General features: G+C 66.6%; 13 protein-coding genes. 2 read left to right on the top strand and 11 right to left on the bottom strand.

Going from position 1 to position 15776, the window contains the following annotated elements:
• Nucleotides 1-23: 23 nt before the first annotated feature.
• The gene (locus ERC79_RS09320; protein WP_207390451.1) at nucleotides 24-1364 is read right to left on the bottom strand and encodes a lytic polysaccharide monooxygenase; all 1341 of its coding nucleotides are present in this window, start codon (nucleotides 1362-1364) and stop codon (nucleotides 24-26) included.
• 183 nt (nucleotides 1365-1547) lie between these two features.
• Here ERC79_RS09320 and ERC79_RS09325 point away from each other — a divergent pair, with 183 nt between their 5' ends.
• Nucleotides 1548-3506: a M13 family metallopeptidase gene (locus ERC79_RS09325; protein ID WP_131577620.1), complete on the top strand. Its 1959-nt coding sequence runs from the start codon at nucleotides 1548-1550 to the stop codon at nucleotides 3504-3506.
• 57 nt (nucleotides 3507-3563) lie between these two features.
• Here ERC79_RS09325 and ERC79_RS09330 read toward each other — a convergent pair whose 3' ends face one another.
• The 10 genes from ERC79_RS09330 to ERC79_RS09375 form a co-directional block, all read right to left on the bottom strand.
• Nucleotides 3564-3890: a YnfA family protein gene (locus ERC79_RS09330; RefSeq protein WP_131577622.1), complete on the bottom strand. Its 327-nt coding sequence runs from the start codon at nucleotides 3888-3890 to the stop codon at nucleotides 3564-3566.
• Nucleotides 3891-4202: 312 nt separating this feature from the next.
• On the bottom strand, nucleotides 4203-5234 hold the full coding sequence (locus ERC79_RS09335; protein WP_131577623.1) for a L,D-transpeptidase: 1032 nt from the start codon (nucleotides 5232-5234) through the stop codon (nucleotides 4203-4205).
• Between the two features lie 123 nt (nucleotides 5235-5357).
• The gene (locus ERC79_RS09340; RefSeq protein WP_165497067.1) at nucleotides 5358-7040 is read right to left on the bottom strand and encodes an FAD-dependent oxidoreductase; all 1683 of its coding nucleotides are present in this window, start codon (nucleotides 7038-7040) and stop codon (nucleotides 5358-5360) included.
• Nucleotides 7041-7157: 117 nt separating this feature from the next.
• Nucleotides 7158-7364: a dodecin gene (locus tag ERC79_RS09345; protein ID WP_131577624.1), complete on the bottom strand. Its 207-nt coding sequence runs from the start codon at nucleotides 7362-7364 to the stop codon at nucleotides 7158-7160.
• Nucleotides 7365-7403: 39 nt separating this feature from the next.
• Nucleotides 7404-8624 (bottom strand): serine hydrolase domain-containing protein, encoded by a 1221-nt coding sequence (locus ERC79_RS09350; RefSeq protein ID WP_131577626.1) that lies wholly within the window; start codon nucleotides 8622-8624, stop codon nucleotides 7404-7406.
• Nucleotides 8625-8750: 126 nt separating this feature from the next.
• Nucleotides 8751-9821 (bottom strand): DNA polymerase domain-containing protein, encoded by a 1071-nt coding sequence (locus tag ERC79_RS09355; RefSeq protein ID WP_131577627.1) that lies wholly within the window; start codon nucleotides 9819-9821, stop codon nucleotides 8751-8753.
• A gap of 26 nt (nucleotides 9822-9847) precedes the next feature.
• Complete coding sequence (locus ERC79_RS09360; RefSeq protein ID WP_131577629.1) at nucleotides 9848-10921, bottom strand: ATP-dependent DNA ligase; 1074 nt, start codon at nucleotides 10919-10921, stop codon at nucleotides 9848-9850.
• Nucleotides 10922-10983: 62 nt separating this feature from the next.
• Nucleotides 10984-11511 (bottom strand): OsmC family protein, encoded by a 528-nt coding sequence (locus tag ERC79_RS09365; protein ID WP_131577630.1) that lies wholly within the window; start codon nucleotides 11509-11511, stop codon nucleotides 10984-10986.
• Between the two features lie 214 nt (nucleotides 11512-11725).
• Complete coding sequence (locus ERC79_RS09370; protein WP_131580936.1) at nucleotides 11726-12883, bottom strand: magnesium and cobalt transport protein CorA; 1158 nt, start codon at nucleotides 12881-12883, stop codon at nucleotides 11726-11728.
• Nucleotides 12884-13142: 259 nt separating this feature from the next.
• On the bottom strand, nucleotides 13143-13994 hold the full coding sequence (locus ERC79_RS09375) for a response regulator transcription factor (protein WP_131577631.1): 852 nt from the start codon (nucleotides 13992-13994) through the stop codon (nucleotides 13143-13145).
• Between the two features lie 156 nt (nucleotides 13995-14150).
• On the opposite strand from ERC79_RS09375, the gene ERC79_RS09380 reads away from it, so the two are divergent.
• A complete protein-coding gene (locus ERC79_RS09380; RefSeq protein WP_131577632.1) occupies nucleotides 14151-15752 on the top strand; it encodes an acyl--CoA ligase family protein in 1602 nt (533 codons plus the stop codon).
• Nucleotides 15753-15776: the final 24 nt, after the last annotated feature.

The raw sequence follows: 15776 nt of genomic DNA on the forward strand, positions 1-15776 counted from the left end.
CCGGCGTCCAAGACGGTTTGCGGTCAGACCAGCTTCCAGAGTGACGGGGCGTTGATCCAGTTCGGATCGCCCACACCCCGATAGGACTGCACGCACTCGTAGGTCCGACCACCGTGGGTGACCCGGTCTCCCTTCACGTATGCAGCCCGGGCGTTCCACGTCCCAATCGGCTGGGTGGGGGTAGAACCCGTGGCCTTCGTGGTGACGGTGAACGGCGTCCCCGCCGTTGCATTGCCGGCCGCGTCGAACGCGACCACCCGGTAGCGGTACGTGGTGGAGGCGGCGAGCCCTGTGCTCTCGAACGTGGTGCCGGTGGTGGTGCCGACCTTGGCGAACGTATCCGCCGTCCCGGCGGGTGCCCGCAGCACGTCGTAGTGGTGGACGCCGACGTTGTCGGTGGCGGCCGTCCACATCAGCGAGACGCTCGACGAGGTGGTACCCATCGAGTGCAACCCGGTGGGTGCGCTCGGCGCGGTCACGTCGACGGCCGGAACCGCGGCGGTGGTCACGGTGACCGCCGCACTGTCACCCGACACGTTGCCGGCCGCGTCAACGGCCCGAATCGTGTAGCTGTACCGGGTCGACGGCGCGAGGCCGGTGTCGGTGTACGTCGGGCCCGTGGACACTCCGACCTGGTGGCCGTTCCGGAACACTCGGTAGCCGGCGACGCCTACGTTGTCCGACGCCGTAGCCCACGACAACCGGACCGAGCCTGCCGTCACATCGCCCGCAACGGGGTCCGAAGGAGCCGAGGGCGCCGTCGTATCCGCCGGCGGCGTCCCGGAATCCACGATGTCGAGGTCGATGGCGTTGTAGAACGCGTTGGAGGTGTCGGCAATGTCCCACACCGCGTAGACCACGTGGTAGCCCTTGCGATCTGCCGGAATCGCAATGGTGTGGGTCGGATTCGATGACGCCGCCGAACCATCGTGCTGCACCGTGGTGATCAGCTCGAGCTCGCTGCGGGTGAGCGGCGCATTCGGATCCCACCCGGTCTTGGTGATGTAGTAGCGCCACTGCGACGTCCGATGCGGAGCGGTGAAGGTCCACGTGAACTGGTTGGGGCCGGACCGGACCCGGTTCTTGTACCAGCGGGTCGACGACTGTTCATCGAGGTTGCCTCCGAACAGACCGCCAGCGGAGGCCAACTTCCCGTCCACGGGTCCGGCCTGCGGGAAGCCCTTGGGCGCCTCGAGGCTCTGCGGTTCGTACTGCACGGCACCACGGTTGACGTTCTGCGTCGCGGCCTGCCGCGCGACGATGGAACCGCTGACGTAGCCGTGTGCGGAGGCCGTCGAAACCGATCCCAATACAACCGCACTCGCGACCAGCAGACCCGCCCCTGCCGTGACAATTCTCTTCAAGCTCCACCCGTTCCCGATCATGAGTGCCCGGCAAATCACCCGATTTCGAAGTGATCTTGCACACGCTTTGGACTGCTGTCAACGGATAGCGGGGCGGCCGGATTCTCCGCCGTCACACGCTCGGACGCTGCACGAATCCGCGACGGCCGGTCCCGAAACGCGTCGCGGTGTAAAGATGGAGCGATGACGACCGCGCAGCCCTCCGGCATCGACCTCACTCATCTCGACACCGGCATCCGACCGCAGGACGATTTGTTCGTCCACGTCAACGGCAAGTGGTTGAACGAATACGAAATCCCCGCCGACCGCGCGGTGGACGGGGCCTTCCGCACGCTGTACGACAAGGCCGAGGTGGATGTCCAGACGCTCATTCAGGAGGCCTCGGCTTCCGGTGCGGCTCCCGGCTCCGACGCCCAGAAGATCGGCGACCTGTATTCGAGCTTCATGGCAGCCGACGCGGTCGAAGCCGCCGGGTTGTCACCGATCGCGGACGAACTCGCAGCCGTCGCGGCCGCGGCCGACCGGAGCGAACTGGCTGGGATCGTCGGACGCCTGCAGCGCACCGGCGTCGGCGGCGCAATCGGCCAGTACGTCGACACCGACGCCAAGAACTCGGCACGCTACCTGGTGCACTTCACCCAGTCCGGCATCGGTCTGCCCGACGAGTCGTACTACCGAGAGGAGAACTACGCCCCGATACGCGAGGCGTACGTTGCGCACATCCGGAAGATGTTCGAGCTGGCCGGGATCGAGTACGACGCGCAGCGGGTGTTCGACCTCGAGACGAAGCTCGCGGCCGGTCACTGGGACGTCGTCAAACGCCGCGACGCCGAGCTGAGCTACAACCTGGTGACGTTGGACGATCTGCATACGCAGTACGGCGGATTCGACTGGGATTCATGGATTTCCGGACTGCAGGCGACGCCGGAACAGCTCGCCGAGATCGTGGTGCGCCAGCCTGGCTTCGTCGAGTCGTTCACCGAACTGTGGACGTCGAGCGCGATCGAGGACTGGAAGGCGTGGGCCACGTGGCGCATCCTGCACTCGCGGGCGCCGTACCTGACCGAGGCGATCGTCGCGGAGGACTTCGCGTTCTACGGCAAGACACTCAGCGGCACCGAGGAGAACCGTGAACGCTGGAAGCGCGGCGTCTCACTGGTACAGGACCTCTTGGGCGAGGCCGTCGGCAAGCTGTACGTCGACCGGCACTTCCCGCCCGAGTCCAAGGCGCGCATGAAGCAGCTGGTGGCGAACCTGCAGGAAGCGTACCGCCGCAATATCTCCGACCTCGAGTGGATGTCGCCGGAGACCCGGCAGGCTGCGCTCGCGAAGCTCGAGAAGTTCACCCCGAAGATCGGTTACCCCGACAAGTGGCGGGACTACTCGGCCGTCGAGATCGATCCGGCCGACCTGGTCGGCAACTACCGCAGCGGGTACGCAGCCGAACATGACCGCGACATCGCCAAGCTCGGCGGTCCGGTGGACCGCGACGAGTGGTTCATGACGCCGCAGACGGTCAACGCCTACTACAACCCGGGCATGAACGAGATCGTTTTTCCCGCAGCGATTCTGCAGCCGCCGTTCTTCGATGCGACGGCTGACGATGCGGCCAACTACGGCGGCATCGGAGCCGTGATCGGGCACGAAATCGGGCACGGCTTCGACGACCAGGGCGCCAAGTACGACGGCGACGGCAACATGGTGGACTGGTGGACCGACGACGACCGCACCGAGTTCGGCAAGCGGACCAAGGCGCTCATCGAGCAGTACAACGAGTTCGAACCCAAGGACCTGCCGGGCCATCACGTCAACGGCGAGTTCACGATCGGCGAGAACATCGGCGACCTGGGCGGGCTGTCGATCGCGCTCGCGGCATACCGAATCGCGACCGAGGGCACCGAAGCGCCGGTGCTCGACGAGCTCACCGGGCTGCAGCGCGTGTTCTTCGGCTGGGCGCAGGTGTGGCGGACCAAGGCGCGCAATGAGGAAGCTATCCGACGCCTGGCCGTCGACCCACACTCGCCGCCGGAGTTCCGCTGCAACGGCGTGATTCGCAATCTCGACAGCTTCCACGACGCGTTCGGCGTGCAGCCGGGTGACGCACTCTATCTCGAACCCGAGAAGCGCGTGAAGATCTGGTAGGCGCTCCGCGCCCGTGCGCGGTTAGGGAGTCTCTGTGCACCCTTACCGCGCACGGGCCTAGCGTGCATACATGATCACGCCGACGCCGCACAGGCAGATCGCGGCGCCGATGATGTCGTAGCGGTCGGGGCGGAAGCCGTCCATCACCACCGCCCACAGCAGCGAACCCGCCACGAACACCCCACCGTACGCGGCGAGGATGCGTCCGAAGTTGGCGTCGGGCTGCAGCGTCGCGACCAGACCATAGATGCCGAGCGCGAGCATGCCGGCACCTACCCACAGCCAGCCGCGGTGCTCGCGGATACCCTGCCATACCAGCCACGCCCCACCGATCTCGAACAGGGCAGCCAGGACGAACAGCAGGATCGAACGCGTCACGGTCATGGCAGGGATTATGCGCGAGATCCTCCCGCCGGAGATCTTGCAGGTAACGGCCCGACCCGGCCCGGGGCCCGGGCCGGCCAGAGTGTCCCGCAATCACGAAGACCCGAAATCTCCCGTGCCGTTCGGGAGGATCGGCCGATGGATGCGTTCCTCCGATACGCCCGGTATGGCACGGCGGTCGGGGCCGGCCCTGCAGTACCTCCGTGGCGCAAACGCTGCACAACCGTGCTTCGGTGACGGAGACCAACTGACGTCGTACGAAGAAGGCGCTGCGCGGGTCGTACTCGCGCAGCGCCTTCTCGTAGCATCAGATCAGCGGTTCCAGTCGCCCAGCCCGTCGGCACCGCTGAGGATGCCGCCGGCGGTGTTCTGCACGATCACCGGGTCACCCTTCTGCGCGTTCTCGAAGAACCACTTGCCGTCCTCGGTGCTGACATTGAGGCAGCCGTGGCTGACGTTTGCGCGGCCTTGCTGGTTCACCGACCACGGCGCGGCGTGAACGAAGATACCGCTGTAGGAGATTCGCGTCGCGTACTCGACGTACGTCCGGTAGCCCTCAGGGGCGTCGATCGGCACACCGTACGTGGACGAGTCCATGTACATGTCCCGGAACCTCTCACCGACGATGTAGGTGCCGTTGGGGGTCTCATAGCCGGGCTTGCCGAGCGATGTCGGCATCGTCTTGACGACCTGACCGTTTCGGGTGACGGTGATCTGCTTGGTGTTGTCGTCCGCGACCGTCACCTGGGCGTCGCCGATCGAGAACGTCGAATGCGAGTCGCCGGCGTCGACGGTGACCTGAATGTTCGCGGGCCAGAACTGTTCCGGCTTCCACCGGACCTGCTTGTCGTTGATCCAGTAGAAGTGTCCGGCGACGGGCGGATTGGTGGTGACGCGGATGGCCCGCTCGGCGACCGCGCGATCACCGACGGCCTCGTTGAATCGGACGATGATCGGCTGGGCGATGCCGACCACCTCACCGGGCGCCGGGTTCAGCGACGGCGCCGAGAAGTTGGCGGGGCCGATCGGCGCGAGAGCGGGCGGGATGGGCGTGAACAACCCGGGAGGGAGGGCGGCGGCGACCTGTGGCGGCAACTCGACGCCCGGCGGCAACTGCAGCAGGGGTGTCGGGATCTGCGGCAACTCCAGCGTCGGCAGCTGGAAAGCCGGCATCTGGAATGTCGGTAGCTGCAAGGTCGGCAGCTCTGGTCCACCGGGGAACAGTGGAGCAGCTTGTACGGGCGCGGCCAGGGCGGAGCCCGCAGCGGTCACTCCGATGAGAGCCAGCGCAGCCCGCACTGTCCAGCGTCGACGTCCTGCGTTCCGATCTCGCATCTCGGCCATGGCCTCCACCCCTCGCTTGCCGCTTCACACCGCGGATGTCCGACAGGAGAGTGGGCCACCCGATCACCCTCATTCAGCCATATCCGGCGGATCGGTCCAATTCCGACCCGCCGGTGGCGGTGTTCAGCCCTCGGCGCGTGCGGCCTCCAGCATCGACGCAAGGTCGACGAGCTTGGTGCGCGAGCGTCCACTGGACGCTCCGAGCGCTCGCTCCTTCTTGTCGATCCGCTGCCAGCCCTGGAAGTCGATCACGTCCGGCTGCCGTTCGGCAACCAACTGTCCGAGGTGCTCACGGTCGCTACCCGGCTGTCCGAGCAGGCCGGCGGCGAAGTCCGACACCAACAGGTCAACGGTGGCAGTCGAGCAGTGCTTGTTGGTGCCGATGACGCCGGTGGGTCCGCGCTTGATCCAGCCCGCAACGTAGACGCCGGGGATCGGCGCGCCCGTCTTCGGGTCGATGACGCGGCCGCCCTCGTTCGGGACGACGCCGCGACGCTCGTCGAACGGCAGGTCGGCGATGGGCAGGCCCTTGTAGCCGATCGACCGCAGCACCAGACCAGTCGACAGGGTCTCGGTACGGTCGGTGGGCCGGGCACTGAGCGTGCCCGATTCATCGGCCACCAGCTCATTGCGCACGAGACGGATTCCCTCGACGCGGTCGTCACCCAGGAGTTCCTCGGGTGAGGCCAGATAGCGCAGGACGATCCGCTTGCGGCCGTCGGAGGTGCTCCGCTTCGCAAACTCCTCGACCTGCCGCACCTTGAGCTTCTCGGACGGCTCGGAGTCCGGGCCGTCCACCCAGGCACGGCTGGCCGCGTCCAGGATCGCCTCGTCAGGGTCCACGACGATGTCGACGTCGGCCATCTGGCCGAGTGCGATCAGCTCGGGGTTGGTGTACGCCGCCTGTGCGGGGCCGCGGCGACCGACGATCACGACCTCACGGATGTTGCTGTGGCGCAACGCCTCGACGGCATGCTCGGCCATATCGGTCTTGGCGAGCTCGTCGGGATCGGTGACGAGGATGCGGGCGACGTCGAGCGCAACATTGCCGTTGCCGATGATGACCGCGCGCTCACTGGAAAGATCGAAGGTGCGATTCGCGTAGTCGGGATGGCCGTTGTACCAGGCCACGAACTCGGTGGCTGCGTGGCTGCCGGGCAGGTCCTCACCGGGCACGCCGAGACGGCGGTCGCTGGCGGCACCGACCGCGTAGATGACGGCGTGGTGGTGTTCGAGCAACTCTTCGTGGGTCAGATGCTGCCCCACCTCGACGTTGAAGTGACACTGCACGGAACGCTTGCTCATTGCCGACCGGAACACGTCCGCGACACCCTTGGTTCCCGGGTGGTCCGGCGCGACGCCCGCACGAACCAGCCCGTACGGGGTCGGTAGGCGATCGAACATGTCGACCTCGACGCGCGGACGGGCCGTGAGCTCGATCGCGGCATAGCAGGCGGCCGGTCCGGTGCCGACGATCGCAACCCGGAGGGTGCCCAGTTCGGGACTGAGCGGCTTCGGCTGCGCGAGCTCAGGCCAGTCCGGCCCGATCGGATGCCTCTCGAAATACGCGGCGTTGATCTCGGGATAGATGGAGTGCGCCTCGCTGAGCTCGTTCTCGGCGAAGATTGCGTCGACGGGGCACTCGTCGACACACGCACCGCAGTCGATGCACGTCTGCGGATCGATGTAGAGCATCTCCGTGGTGGCGAACTCCGGCTCGTCGGGAGTCGGATGAATGCAGTTGACGGGACAGACGTCCACACACGATGCGTCGTTGCAGCATGCCTGCGTTATCACATAAGCCACAGTTCTTCCCTACCTGTGAGTGCCCTGACCAAGTATCTCGATCTTCACCAAGACTATAACGTGTTGCAGTTTTGGTCGAGGTTTCGTACCGGCCGGTAACGGGGGAACCGCCGACGCCTATTCGAGCCGGAATCCGACCTTCAACGTCACCTGCGTATGCGCGATCGCCCCGTTCTCGATGTGGCCTCGGGTCTCCACCACCTCGAACCATTCGAGGTTGCGAATCGTCTCGTTCGCCCGGGCAACGGCGTTCGTGATCGCGGCATCGACGCCGTCAGTGGAAGATCCGACGATCTCGATAACCCGGTACACATGATTGCTCATCTGCCGTCCTCCTTCGCCGAACTACTGAACTGTCGACCTTCACGAACGCATGATCGCCTGGGCCTCGGCACCCAGACGCGCCAGTCGCAGGTCGCCGAGCGCGGTTACCGCATTACCCAGCCGATTGGTGACGAAAGCCAACGCGAGGCCGGTCTCCGGATCGGCGTACGCGCCCGAACCTCCGACGCCGTAGTGGCCGAGACCGCGGGTGGGCTGCACGCGGCTCGCGAGAAGCGGCGGGTGGTAGCCCAGCCGCCAGCCGAGCTTGACGCCCAGCACGTAGTCGCGGTCGCGGGTCTGCACCGTGCCCATCTGCTCGAGGGTCTCGGGCTCGAGGAACCGTCGACCGTCGAGGACACCGCCGTTCGCGATCGCGGCGTACATCCGGCCCAGCGAACGCGCACTGAACACGCCGTTCCACCCGGGCATGACGGCGTCGTGCACCGCCGGATTGCGCACCAGCTCGTCGAAACCGTCGGGCATCGCGGCCTCCGCCAGCCCGCGGGTGGGGCCCAGGCGTGAGAGCACCGAGGACGTCATCCGCCAATCGAGTCCGCCGGGATTGATATGCGGAAAGAGTTTCGCAATCCGCGGCTTCTCGTCGGCCGGGACCTGGTACCAGAATTCGTCGACGCCGAGCGGCTCCGCGATCTCTTCTCGGACGATCTGGGTGAAGGGCTTGCCGGTGGCACGCGAGACCGTCTCCGCGACGAGCCACCCGAACGTCACCGCGTGGTAGCCGGGGCCGCGTAGCCGCCGCGGGTCCGGAGCGGACGCGGCAAGCGCATCGATCACGGTGTCGTAGTCGAGAAGCCCGAGCCTGCCCGGCACGAGACCGCGAACCTTGTGCAATCCCGTCCGGTGGGTCAGGATGTCGCGAATCGTGATCGCTTCCTTGCCCGCAGCCGCGAACTCGGGCCAGTACTTCGCGACCGGGTCGTCGTAGTCGAGGATTCCGCGCTCGGCGAGCCGATGTGTGACGGTGCTCGCGACGCCTTTGCCGGTAGAGAAGGACAGCGCGACGGTATCGCGATTCCACCGGCGATCACGGTCGGCATTGCCGGCCCAGATGTCGAGCACCTTCTCGCCATGCACGTACGCGACGAGCGCGCCGCCTCCGTTGTGTGGCTGGCGGTACATCGAGAAGAAGCGGTCTGCCAGCGACAGGAACCGTGGATCCACGAGCATCTCGGTGGGTGGCAGCTGACGGCGCGCGGCCGCGGGCTCGGACAGTTCCTCATGCTCGACCTGAACCGACATGGCGGCCTCCGATCCTGCTCCCACTCCATTGTGATCTGAGGGAGCCTACCGGCGGAAGAGGGCACGATGCGAGGAAACAGACATACGCGATAAGCGGGACAGCAGAACACCTGGTCAAACGACAGATCAACTACTCCCGACGCCGCCGTCACCCTCGAGATCGCGATCGCGATCGCGGCTCGGCTGCACCCGTTTGGGCTCTCCTGGCATCTTCGGATGGTTCGGCGGGTACGGCAGATCGCCCAGCCCGGTCGCCAGGTCACGATCGGCCATCTCGAGCAGGCCCTCGAGCGAGTGCGCGACATCGTCGAGCGTGGCCATCGGGTCGCCGCGGCCCGCAAGCAGCGCCGGCACGGTCGCGATCGTGAAGTCGTCGGGCTCGACGGACGCCAGTTCGGACCAGGTCACCGGGGTGGACACGGTCGCCATCGGGGTGCTTCGGGCCGAATAGGCGGACGCGATGGTCTTGTCCCTCGCGTTCTGATTGAAGTCGAGGAAGACGCGCTGGCCACGCTCCTCCTTCCACCAGTTCGTCGTGGCCCGGTCACCACTGCGCCGCTCGATCTCCCGGCACAGTGCAATCCCGGCGCGGCGCACCTCGACGAAATCCCATCGCGGCTCGAGCCGAATGTAGACGTGCAGCCCGCGTCCACCCGACGTCTTGGGGAATCCGATCAAACCCAGTTCGTCGAGTAGTGGATGCAGTACCTCGAGCGCGATGCGGCGGGCATCGTCGAAATCGGTACCCGGTTGCGGATCAAGGTCGATTCGCAGCTCATCGGGGTGATCGACGTCGGGGCAGCGCACCGCCCACGGGTGGAACGTGACGGTGCCGAGATTCGCGGCCCACACGATGTCGGCCGCGGTACGCACCCGCAGCACCCCGGCGGTGCGCCCCGAAGGGAACGTCACCTCGCACGCCCCGACGTGCTCGGGTCGCTTGACCGGCACCCGCTTCTGGTAGATCTCCTCGCCCTCGACGCCGTCAGGGAACCGCTGGATGTGGGTCGGCCGGTCCTGCAGTGCCCTCAACAGCTCGCCGCCGGTCGCGACCCTGCGGTAGTACTCGACGAGGTGACGCTTGGTGCCACCCTCCGCGCCGAGCCGTGGGTAGTAGATCTTGTCGGGGTTCGACAGGCGGACTGCGACGCCATCTATGTCGAGTTCCTCTGCCGGAGAGCGCTTGGTGGCGGCCATGATTCAGTGTTCCCCGTTCCCCGTTCTCAGGAATTCTCGGATAGGACGTCGGCCAGGTCGTAGCGCAGCGGAACCTCGAGCTGCTCGAAAGTGCACGACTCGGGCGCCCGGTCCGGGCGCCACCGCAGGAACCGTGCCGCGTGCCGGAACCGGACCCCGGTGTGGTCCCCGCGCTCCCCCAGCCCGCCCTCCATCTGGTCGTACGCCACCTCGAGGACGCGCTCGGCCCGCAGCGGCACCCAGCTGCGGTCGGCACCCGACCGCCACCGCGTGGCTTCGCCCTCGGCGACGACGTCGTCACCCACCCGCAGCGGCTCGAGCTCGGCCAGCAGCTCGACGCGGCGATTCGCAGTGAATGCGGATGCCCCTCCGACCATGTGCAACTCACCGCCGTCGTAGAGGCCCAGCAGGATCGACCCGATACCCGGCTGGCTCTTGTGCGGCCGGTAGCCGATCGCGACGACATCGGCGGTACGAGAGTGCTTGACCTTCACCATCTCCCGTTTGTTGGGCAGGTAGTGGCTGTCGAGCCTCTTCGCGACGACGCCATCGAGCCCGGCGCCCTCGAACGTCTCGAACCAGAGCTGCGCGGTGGCGCTGTCCAGGGTGGCCGCGGTGACGTGGCAACTGGGCCCGCCCCCGACCGTGCCGAGCAGCGCGCTGCGGCGCTCGGCGAACGGACGCGAGGTGAAGTCGTCGTCGCCGAGCGCGAGCAGGTCGAAGCCGATGAACTGTGCAGGAGTCTGCTCGGCGAGCAGTTTCACCCGGCTGTCGGCGGGGTGGATGCGTTCGGACAGCGAGCCCCAGTCCAGCCGCGTCCGGCCACCGATCTCGCGGGGCACCACCAGTTCTCCGTCGATGACGCACCGCGCAGGCAGTTCGGCGCGCACCGCGGCGACCACCTCCGGGAAGTACCGGGCCAGGTCCTTACCGCCGCGGGATCCGAACACCACGCTGTCGCCATCACGGAACACGATGGCGCGGAATCCGTCCCACTTCGGTTCGTACGACCACACCGGGTCGCCGTCGGGTTGTTCGGGCACACCGGCCGCGGCCTTGGCCAGCATCGGTTGCACGGGCGGCGCGATAGGCAGGTCCACGGGTCCATAGTGGCACCCGCACACCCACTTCGCGCGCGGTTCGCCGCGGCCGGTGCTCCCGCTCAGTTGTTACCGGCGGAGACCCCGAGGACGGTGGAAACCGGCGTCGCGTTGCGCGTCAGGTCGAGCACGGGGCAGTGTGCCTCGGCGGCCTCATGCAGTTCGAGGTAACGTTCGCGCGATTCCGGACCGGTGATGTCCACGACGACGCGGACCTCGCCGAAGCCGGGTCGCACGGAATCGTCGAACCCGAAGAAGCCGCGCACGTCGAGGTCTCCTTCAGCGCGCGCCGAGATGTCGTCGACCCGGATGCCGAGCTTCTCGGCCCAGAATCGGTAGGTCACCACGTGGCACGACAGCAGCGACGCCAGGTAGTACTCCACCGGATTGGGGGCGGCATTGGCCCCGCCCAGCGCCGGCGGCTCGTCCACCTCCACCGCGTACTTGCCGAGCGAGACGGTGCTGGCGACGGCGTCGTGAGACTGCGCGGAGGCACGGAAGACGACGAGTGCCTTGGCGGCGTCCTCGGACACAGCGTCGGAGGTGGCGGAGATGATCGAGGCAAGGTGCGAAACGGATGCAGTAGTCAAGTGAGTGCCCATCGTTCGTGTGCGGATGCGGGGTGCGTGAAGAGAACCCGGCACGAACGATCACGCACCGGGGGCGGGTCGGATCAGACCCGCGGACACCCGGTTGTACACACGAGCGCGAAATCGACATAGCGGCGCCGCGTCAGCAGCTCACCGGAGTCGATCGGACGCAGTGGGGTCACGCCCGAGACTCTAGCCGACCGCCCGGCTCGATCTACAACCAGCCGCGCCGTTTGAAGACCGTGTGCAGCCCCGTGCAGGTGAGAACCATGAGCATCAACGCGAAGGGATAGCCACCGACCCAGTGCAACTCGGGCATCGTGTCGAAGTTCATGCCGTACACGGTGCCGATCAGTGTGGGCGCGAACAGGATTGCGGCCCACGCCGAGACCTTCTTGATCTCCTCGTTCTGCGCGTAGCTGGCCTCGGTCATATTGCGCATCTCTTCGTTCTGCGCCTGCGAGACCAGCGTCGCGTTGAGCGCGAGGATGCTGCCGAGCAGTTCCCGGAATCCGTCGACCCGCTCGACGACCATGGTCGCGTGGTCGGTGACATCACGCAGGTAGCGCTGCAATTCCTCGTCGGTGTTGTACTTGTCGAAGCCCGCGGACAGCCCACGGAGCATGCCCACCAGCGGCTTGGTGGCACGCTGGAACTCCACGACCTCACGAGAGAGTTCGTAGATGCGGCGGGACACCATCGGGTCGCCGCTGAACACCTCGGTCTCGATCTCGTCGATGTCGTTCTGCAAACCGGCGACGACGGGCGCGTAGCCGTCGACCACGGCGTCGAGAATCGCATACAGCACGGCCTCGGGGCCCAGCTTGAGCAGTTCGGGATCACCCTCCATCCGCTTGCGGACAGCCGACAGGTCGGGCGATTCGCTGTGCCGGACGGTGAGCACGAACGTCGGTCCGCAGAAGATATGCACCTCACCGAAGTCGACGCGCTCGGACTCGTCGACGTAGCGCGCCGCCCGGAGTACCACGAACAACGTGTCGCCGTACCGCTCGAGCTTGGGCCGCTGATGCGCAACGATCGCATCCTCGACCGCAAGCTCATGGAGGTCGAATTGCTTTGCCGCAGCATTCAATTGAGCGTCATCCGGACGATAGAGACCGATCCAGGCCATCGACGACTCGTCGGGCAGACTCTCGAGCGCCTCAGCCAGCGTCGCGGGTGTCGAGATCCGGTGACCATCGCGATACACGGCGCTGTTGACCACGCTGGCCTCGACGACACCGGGCTGCGAGGGCGCCTGCTGAGGTGCCTGCTGGCGGGGCGCCATCGAGTGTTCCGGGGACGTCAGGCCTTCGGTAGTACCGGCTGCGCGGCGGGGCAGAATCGAACGAATGGGACGCATTTCACGCATGTCGAACACGGCTTCCGGGAAGGCCTGCAACTCGGACCGCGCTGCGCGATCCTGCAGGCACCAGTCGAATACCACTCGATCGAGTGGCGTGGATTGACCTGTTTCAGCTGGTACTCGGAGGTTGGCTACTCATTGTCAGCCCCACCTCCTCCGTCTCGAATCCCGTCGACGCACGCTTCTCGCGGGCCGACCCGAACGACGACACCTTACTCCGACTCCGCTGAAGGCGACAACTGGAACCGACTCGCGGCGATCACCGCTACGGGATGAGCCCCTGCCGCCGGGCTTCCACGACCGCCTCATGGCGGCTGCGGGCGTCGAGCTTGGTCATGATGTTGCGCATGTAACTCTTGATCGTTTCGACACTGAGGCTCAGGCGCTCGGCTATTTCCGCGTTTCGGCACCCCAGCGCGACATGGGTGAGGACCTCGAATTCGCGTGCCGACAACGAGACCCTCGGTGGTTCGGTGGCGCCCGTGGCGAGTCCGCGCAGCTGGCGTTCGACCGCCCGCACCTCGGCGCTCAGCGCATCGTCGGAGAGCCGGTCCGCGATCGCCCGCAGCGCCAGGTAGCTCTCGGTGATGCCCTCCGATACCTTCGGATCGCGCGGGGCGTCCGGCGCGGTGCGCGAGTTCTCGATCATCGTGAGCCGGCGGTCCACCTCGTCGCGGATCTCGATCTCGCGAGCGAGCTTGTGCGCGGACCGCATCACGACGTCGGCCACCACGTCGCCGATCGGCAGGTTGGCGCGCAGCCCGCCGTACACCGCCGCCCGCGTCTGCCCGCGAACCACGACGGGCGCCGCGAGTAGCGACTCGATGCCCTCGCTCGCCACCTCGTGGTCGTAGTCGTGTGTGATGTGCCGCGAGTTCGCGTAGTCCTGGACTGCGCCGGCTCGCTGTTCGGCAATGACCCGGCCGCCGAGCCCGCACTCGGTGTCGATCACCAGGTCGCGCAGCAGCGTGCCGCGCGTACCGACGAACCCCGACAACCGCAGGCACCGTCCGTCCACCATGCCCCCGAACAGCACCGGCAGCGTCGTGCTGCGGCGCAGATAGCGCAGCTCGGCGCGGATCGCGTCGGCGTCACTCGGTCTCAGGAAGTCGGTCATCTGTTCGTTCGGTCGCTGTCGGTTCGGTCGCTGTCGGTTCGGGACGGGCACCCTCGGATACCCACTTCAGAGGGTAGCGACCACCGGACCGTGACCCATAGCGTCGCGTCCGACGGTATGTAATGCCCGTCACTTGTCATCACCACGGAGGTACTCGTGCCCGAACTGTCCGCCTCGGCGAACCACACGCCGCTCAGTCCGTTGCGTTTCCTGGACCGCTCGGCGTCGGTGTTCCCCGACAAGACCGCAATCATCCACGGGGACCGCCGCTACACCTATCGGGAGTTCGCGGACGAGGTGGCGCAGCTCGCGCGGGTGCTGCGATCCCGGATCGAACCGGGCGACCGCATCGCCTATCTGTGCCCCAACACCCCCGAGATGCTGATGGCCCACTTCGCCGTGCCGCTCGCCGGTGGTGTGCTGATCGCCCTCAACTCCCGACTGGCCGGACCAGAACTCGAGTACATTCTCGACCACGCCGGGGCCCGGATCCTGTTCGTCGACTCCGAGCTGGTGGGCTCGGTGCGCACCGTGCGGGAAAACGTCGGCAGCGTCACCGAGGTCATCGAGATACCGGATTCGACGATCCCCTGCCCCGACGTCCCCGCCGGTGTGGCGACGGGACGGTACGACGAGTTCCTGCGCAGCCGGGACGGCCTGACGGACGAACCACTCCATTGGGGCGTCGATGACGAACAGCAGGTCATTGCCATCAACTACACGTCCGGAACGACAGGCAAGCCCAAGGGCGTCATGTACAGCCATCGAGGCGCCTACCTGAACTCGCTGGGCGAAACGTTCCACAACGGATTCGACGGCAACACCAAGTACCTGTGGACACTGCCGATGTTCCACTGCAACGGCTGGTGCACACCGTGGGCAGTGACCGCAGCCGCCGGCACCCATGTTTGCCTGCGGGCGGTGCGCGCCGACGCGATCTGGGACGCGATCGACCACCTCGGTATCACCAATCTGTGCGGCGCCCCGGCCGTGTGCACGACGATCGCCACTGCGCCACAGTCTCATCCGGTCGAGTCGCTGCGAATCACCACTGCGGGCGCGCCCCCGTCGCCGACCGTGATCGCACAGCTCGAGACGCTCGGCATCACGGTCGTGCACGTGTACGGGCTCACCGAGGTCTACGGGCCGTACACGATCTGCGAATACCAGGAGTCGTGGAACGAGCGCACCCCAGAGGAGCGCGCTGCGCTGATCTCCCGGCAGGGCGTGGGCATGCTGCAGGCCGAGAACGCGCGCGTCGTCGACGACAACATGGCGGACGTCCCCGCGGACGGTCAGACCATGGGTGAGATCGTGTTGCGCGGCAACAACGTGATGCTCGGCTACTACCGCGATCCGGAGGCCACCGCAGAGGCGTTCGCGGGCGGGTGGTTCCACACCGGCGATCTGGGCGTGATGCACGCGGACGGCTACATCCAGCTCAAGGACCGCGCGAAGGACATCATCATCTCCGGCGGCGAGAACATCTCGACCGTCGAAGTTGAGCAGGCGATCATCTCGCACCCCGCAGTGCTCGACGTGGCCGTCGTCGGTGTGCCGCATGAGAAGTGGGGCGAACGGCCCAAGGCATTCGTCATCGTCAAGCCGGGACACTCGGCCACCGCCGACGAGATCATCGCGCACACCCGCACACTGCTCGCGCGGTACAAGGTGCCAGAGGAGATCGTGTTCCCACTGGACTTGCCCCGTACCCCCACCGGGAAGGTCCTCAAATTCGAACTCCGGGCAATGCACTGATGCGTAGCAGCCGGACTCCGAATC

It is taken from the genome of Rhodococcus sp. ABRD24 (assembly GCF_004328705.1).
Lineage (GTDB): Bacteria > Actinomycetota > Actinomycetes > Mycobacteriales > Mycobacteriaceae > Prescottella.

Excerpts from the sequence above, each read along its gene's own strand:
- ERC79_RS09370 (WP_131580936.1), bottom strand. The coding sequence starts at position 12,883 with ATGCGTGAAATGCGTCCCATTCGTTCGATTCTGCCCCGCCGCGCAGCC.
- ERC79_RS09325 (WP_131577620.1), top strand. The coding sequence starts at position 1,548 with ATGACGACCGCGCAGCCCTCCGGCATCGACCTCACTCATCTCGACACC.
- ERC79_RS09355 (WP_131577627.1), bottom strand. The coding sequence starts at position 9,821 with ATGGCCGCCACCAAGCGCTCTCCGGCAGAGGAACTCGACATAGATGGC.
- ERC79_RS09335 (WP_131577623.1), bottom strand. The coding sequence starts at position 5,234 with ATGGCCGAGATGCGAGATCGGAACGCAGGACGTCGACGCTGGACAGTG.
- ERC79_RS09345 (WP_131577624.1), bottom strand. The coding sequence starts at position 7,364 with ATGAGCAATCATGTGTACCGGGTTATCGAGATCGTCGGATCTTCCACT.
- ERC79_RS09350 (WP_131577626.1), bottom strand. The coding sequence starts at position 8,624 with ATGTCGGTTCAGGTCGAGCATGAGGAACTGTCCGAGCCCGCGGCCGCG.
- ERC79_RS09375 (WP_131577631.1), bottom strand. The coding sequence starts at position 13,994 with ATGACCGACTTCCTGAGACCGAGTGACGCCGACGCGATCCGCGCCGAG.
- ERC79_RS09330 (WP_131577622.1), bottom strand. The coding sequence starts at position 3,890 with ATGACCGTGACGCGTTCGATCCTGCTGTTCGTCCTGGCTGCCCTGTTC.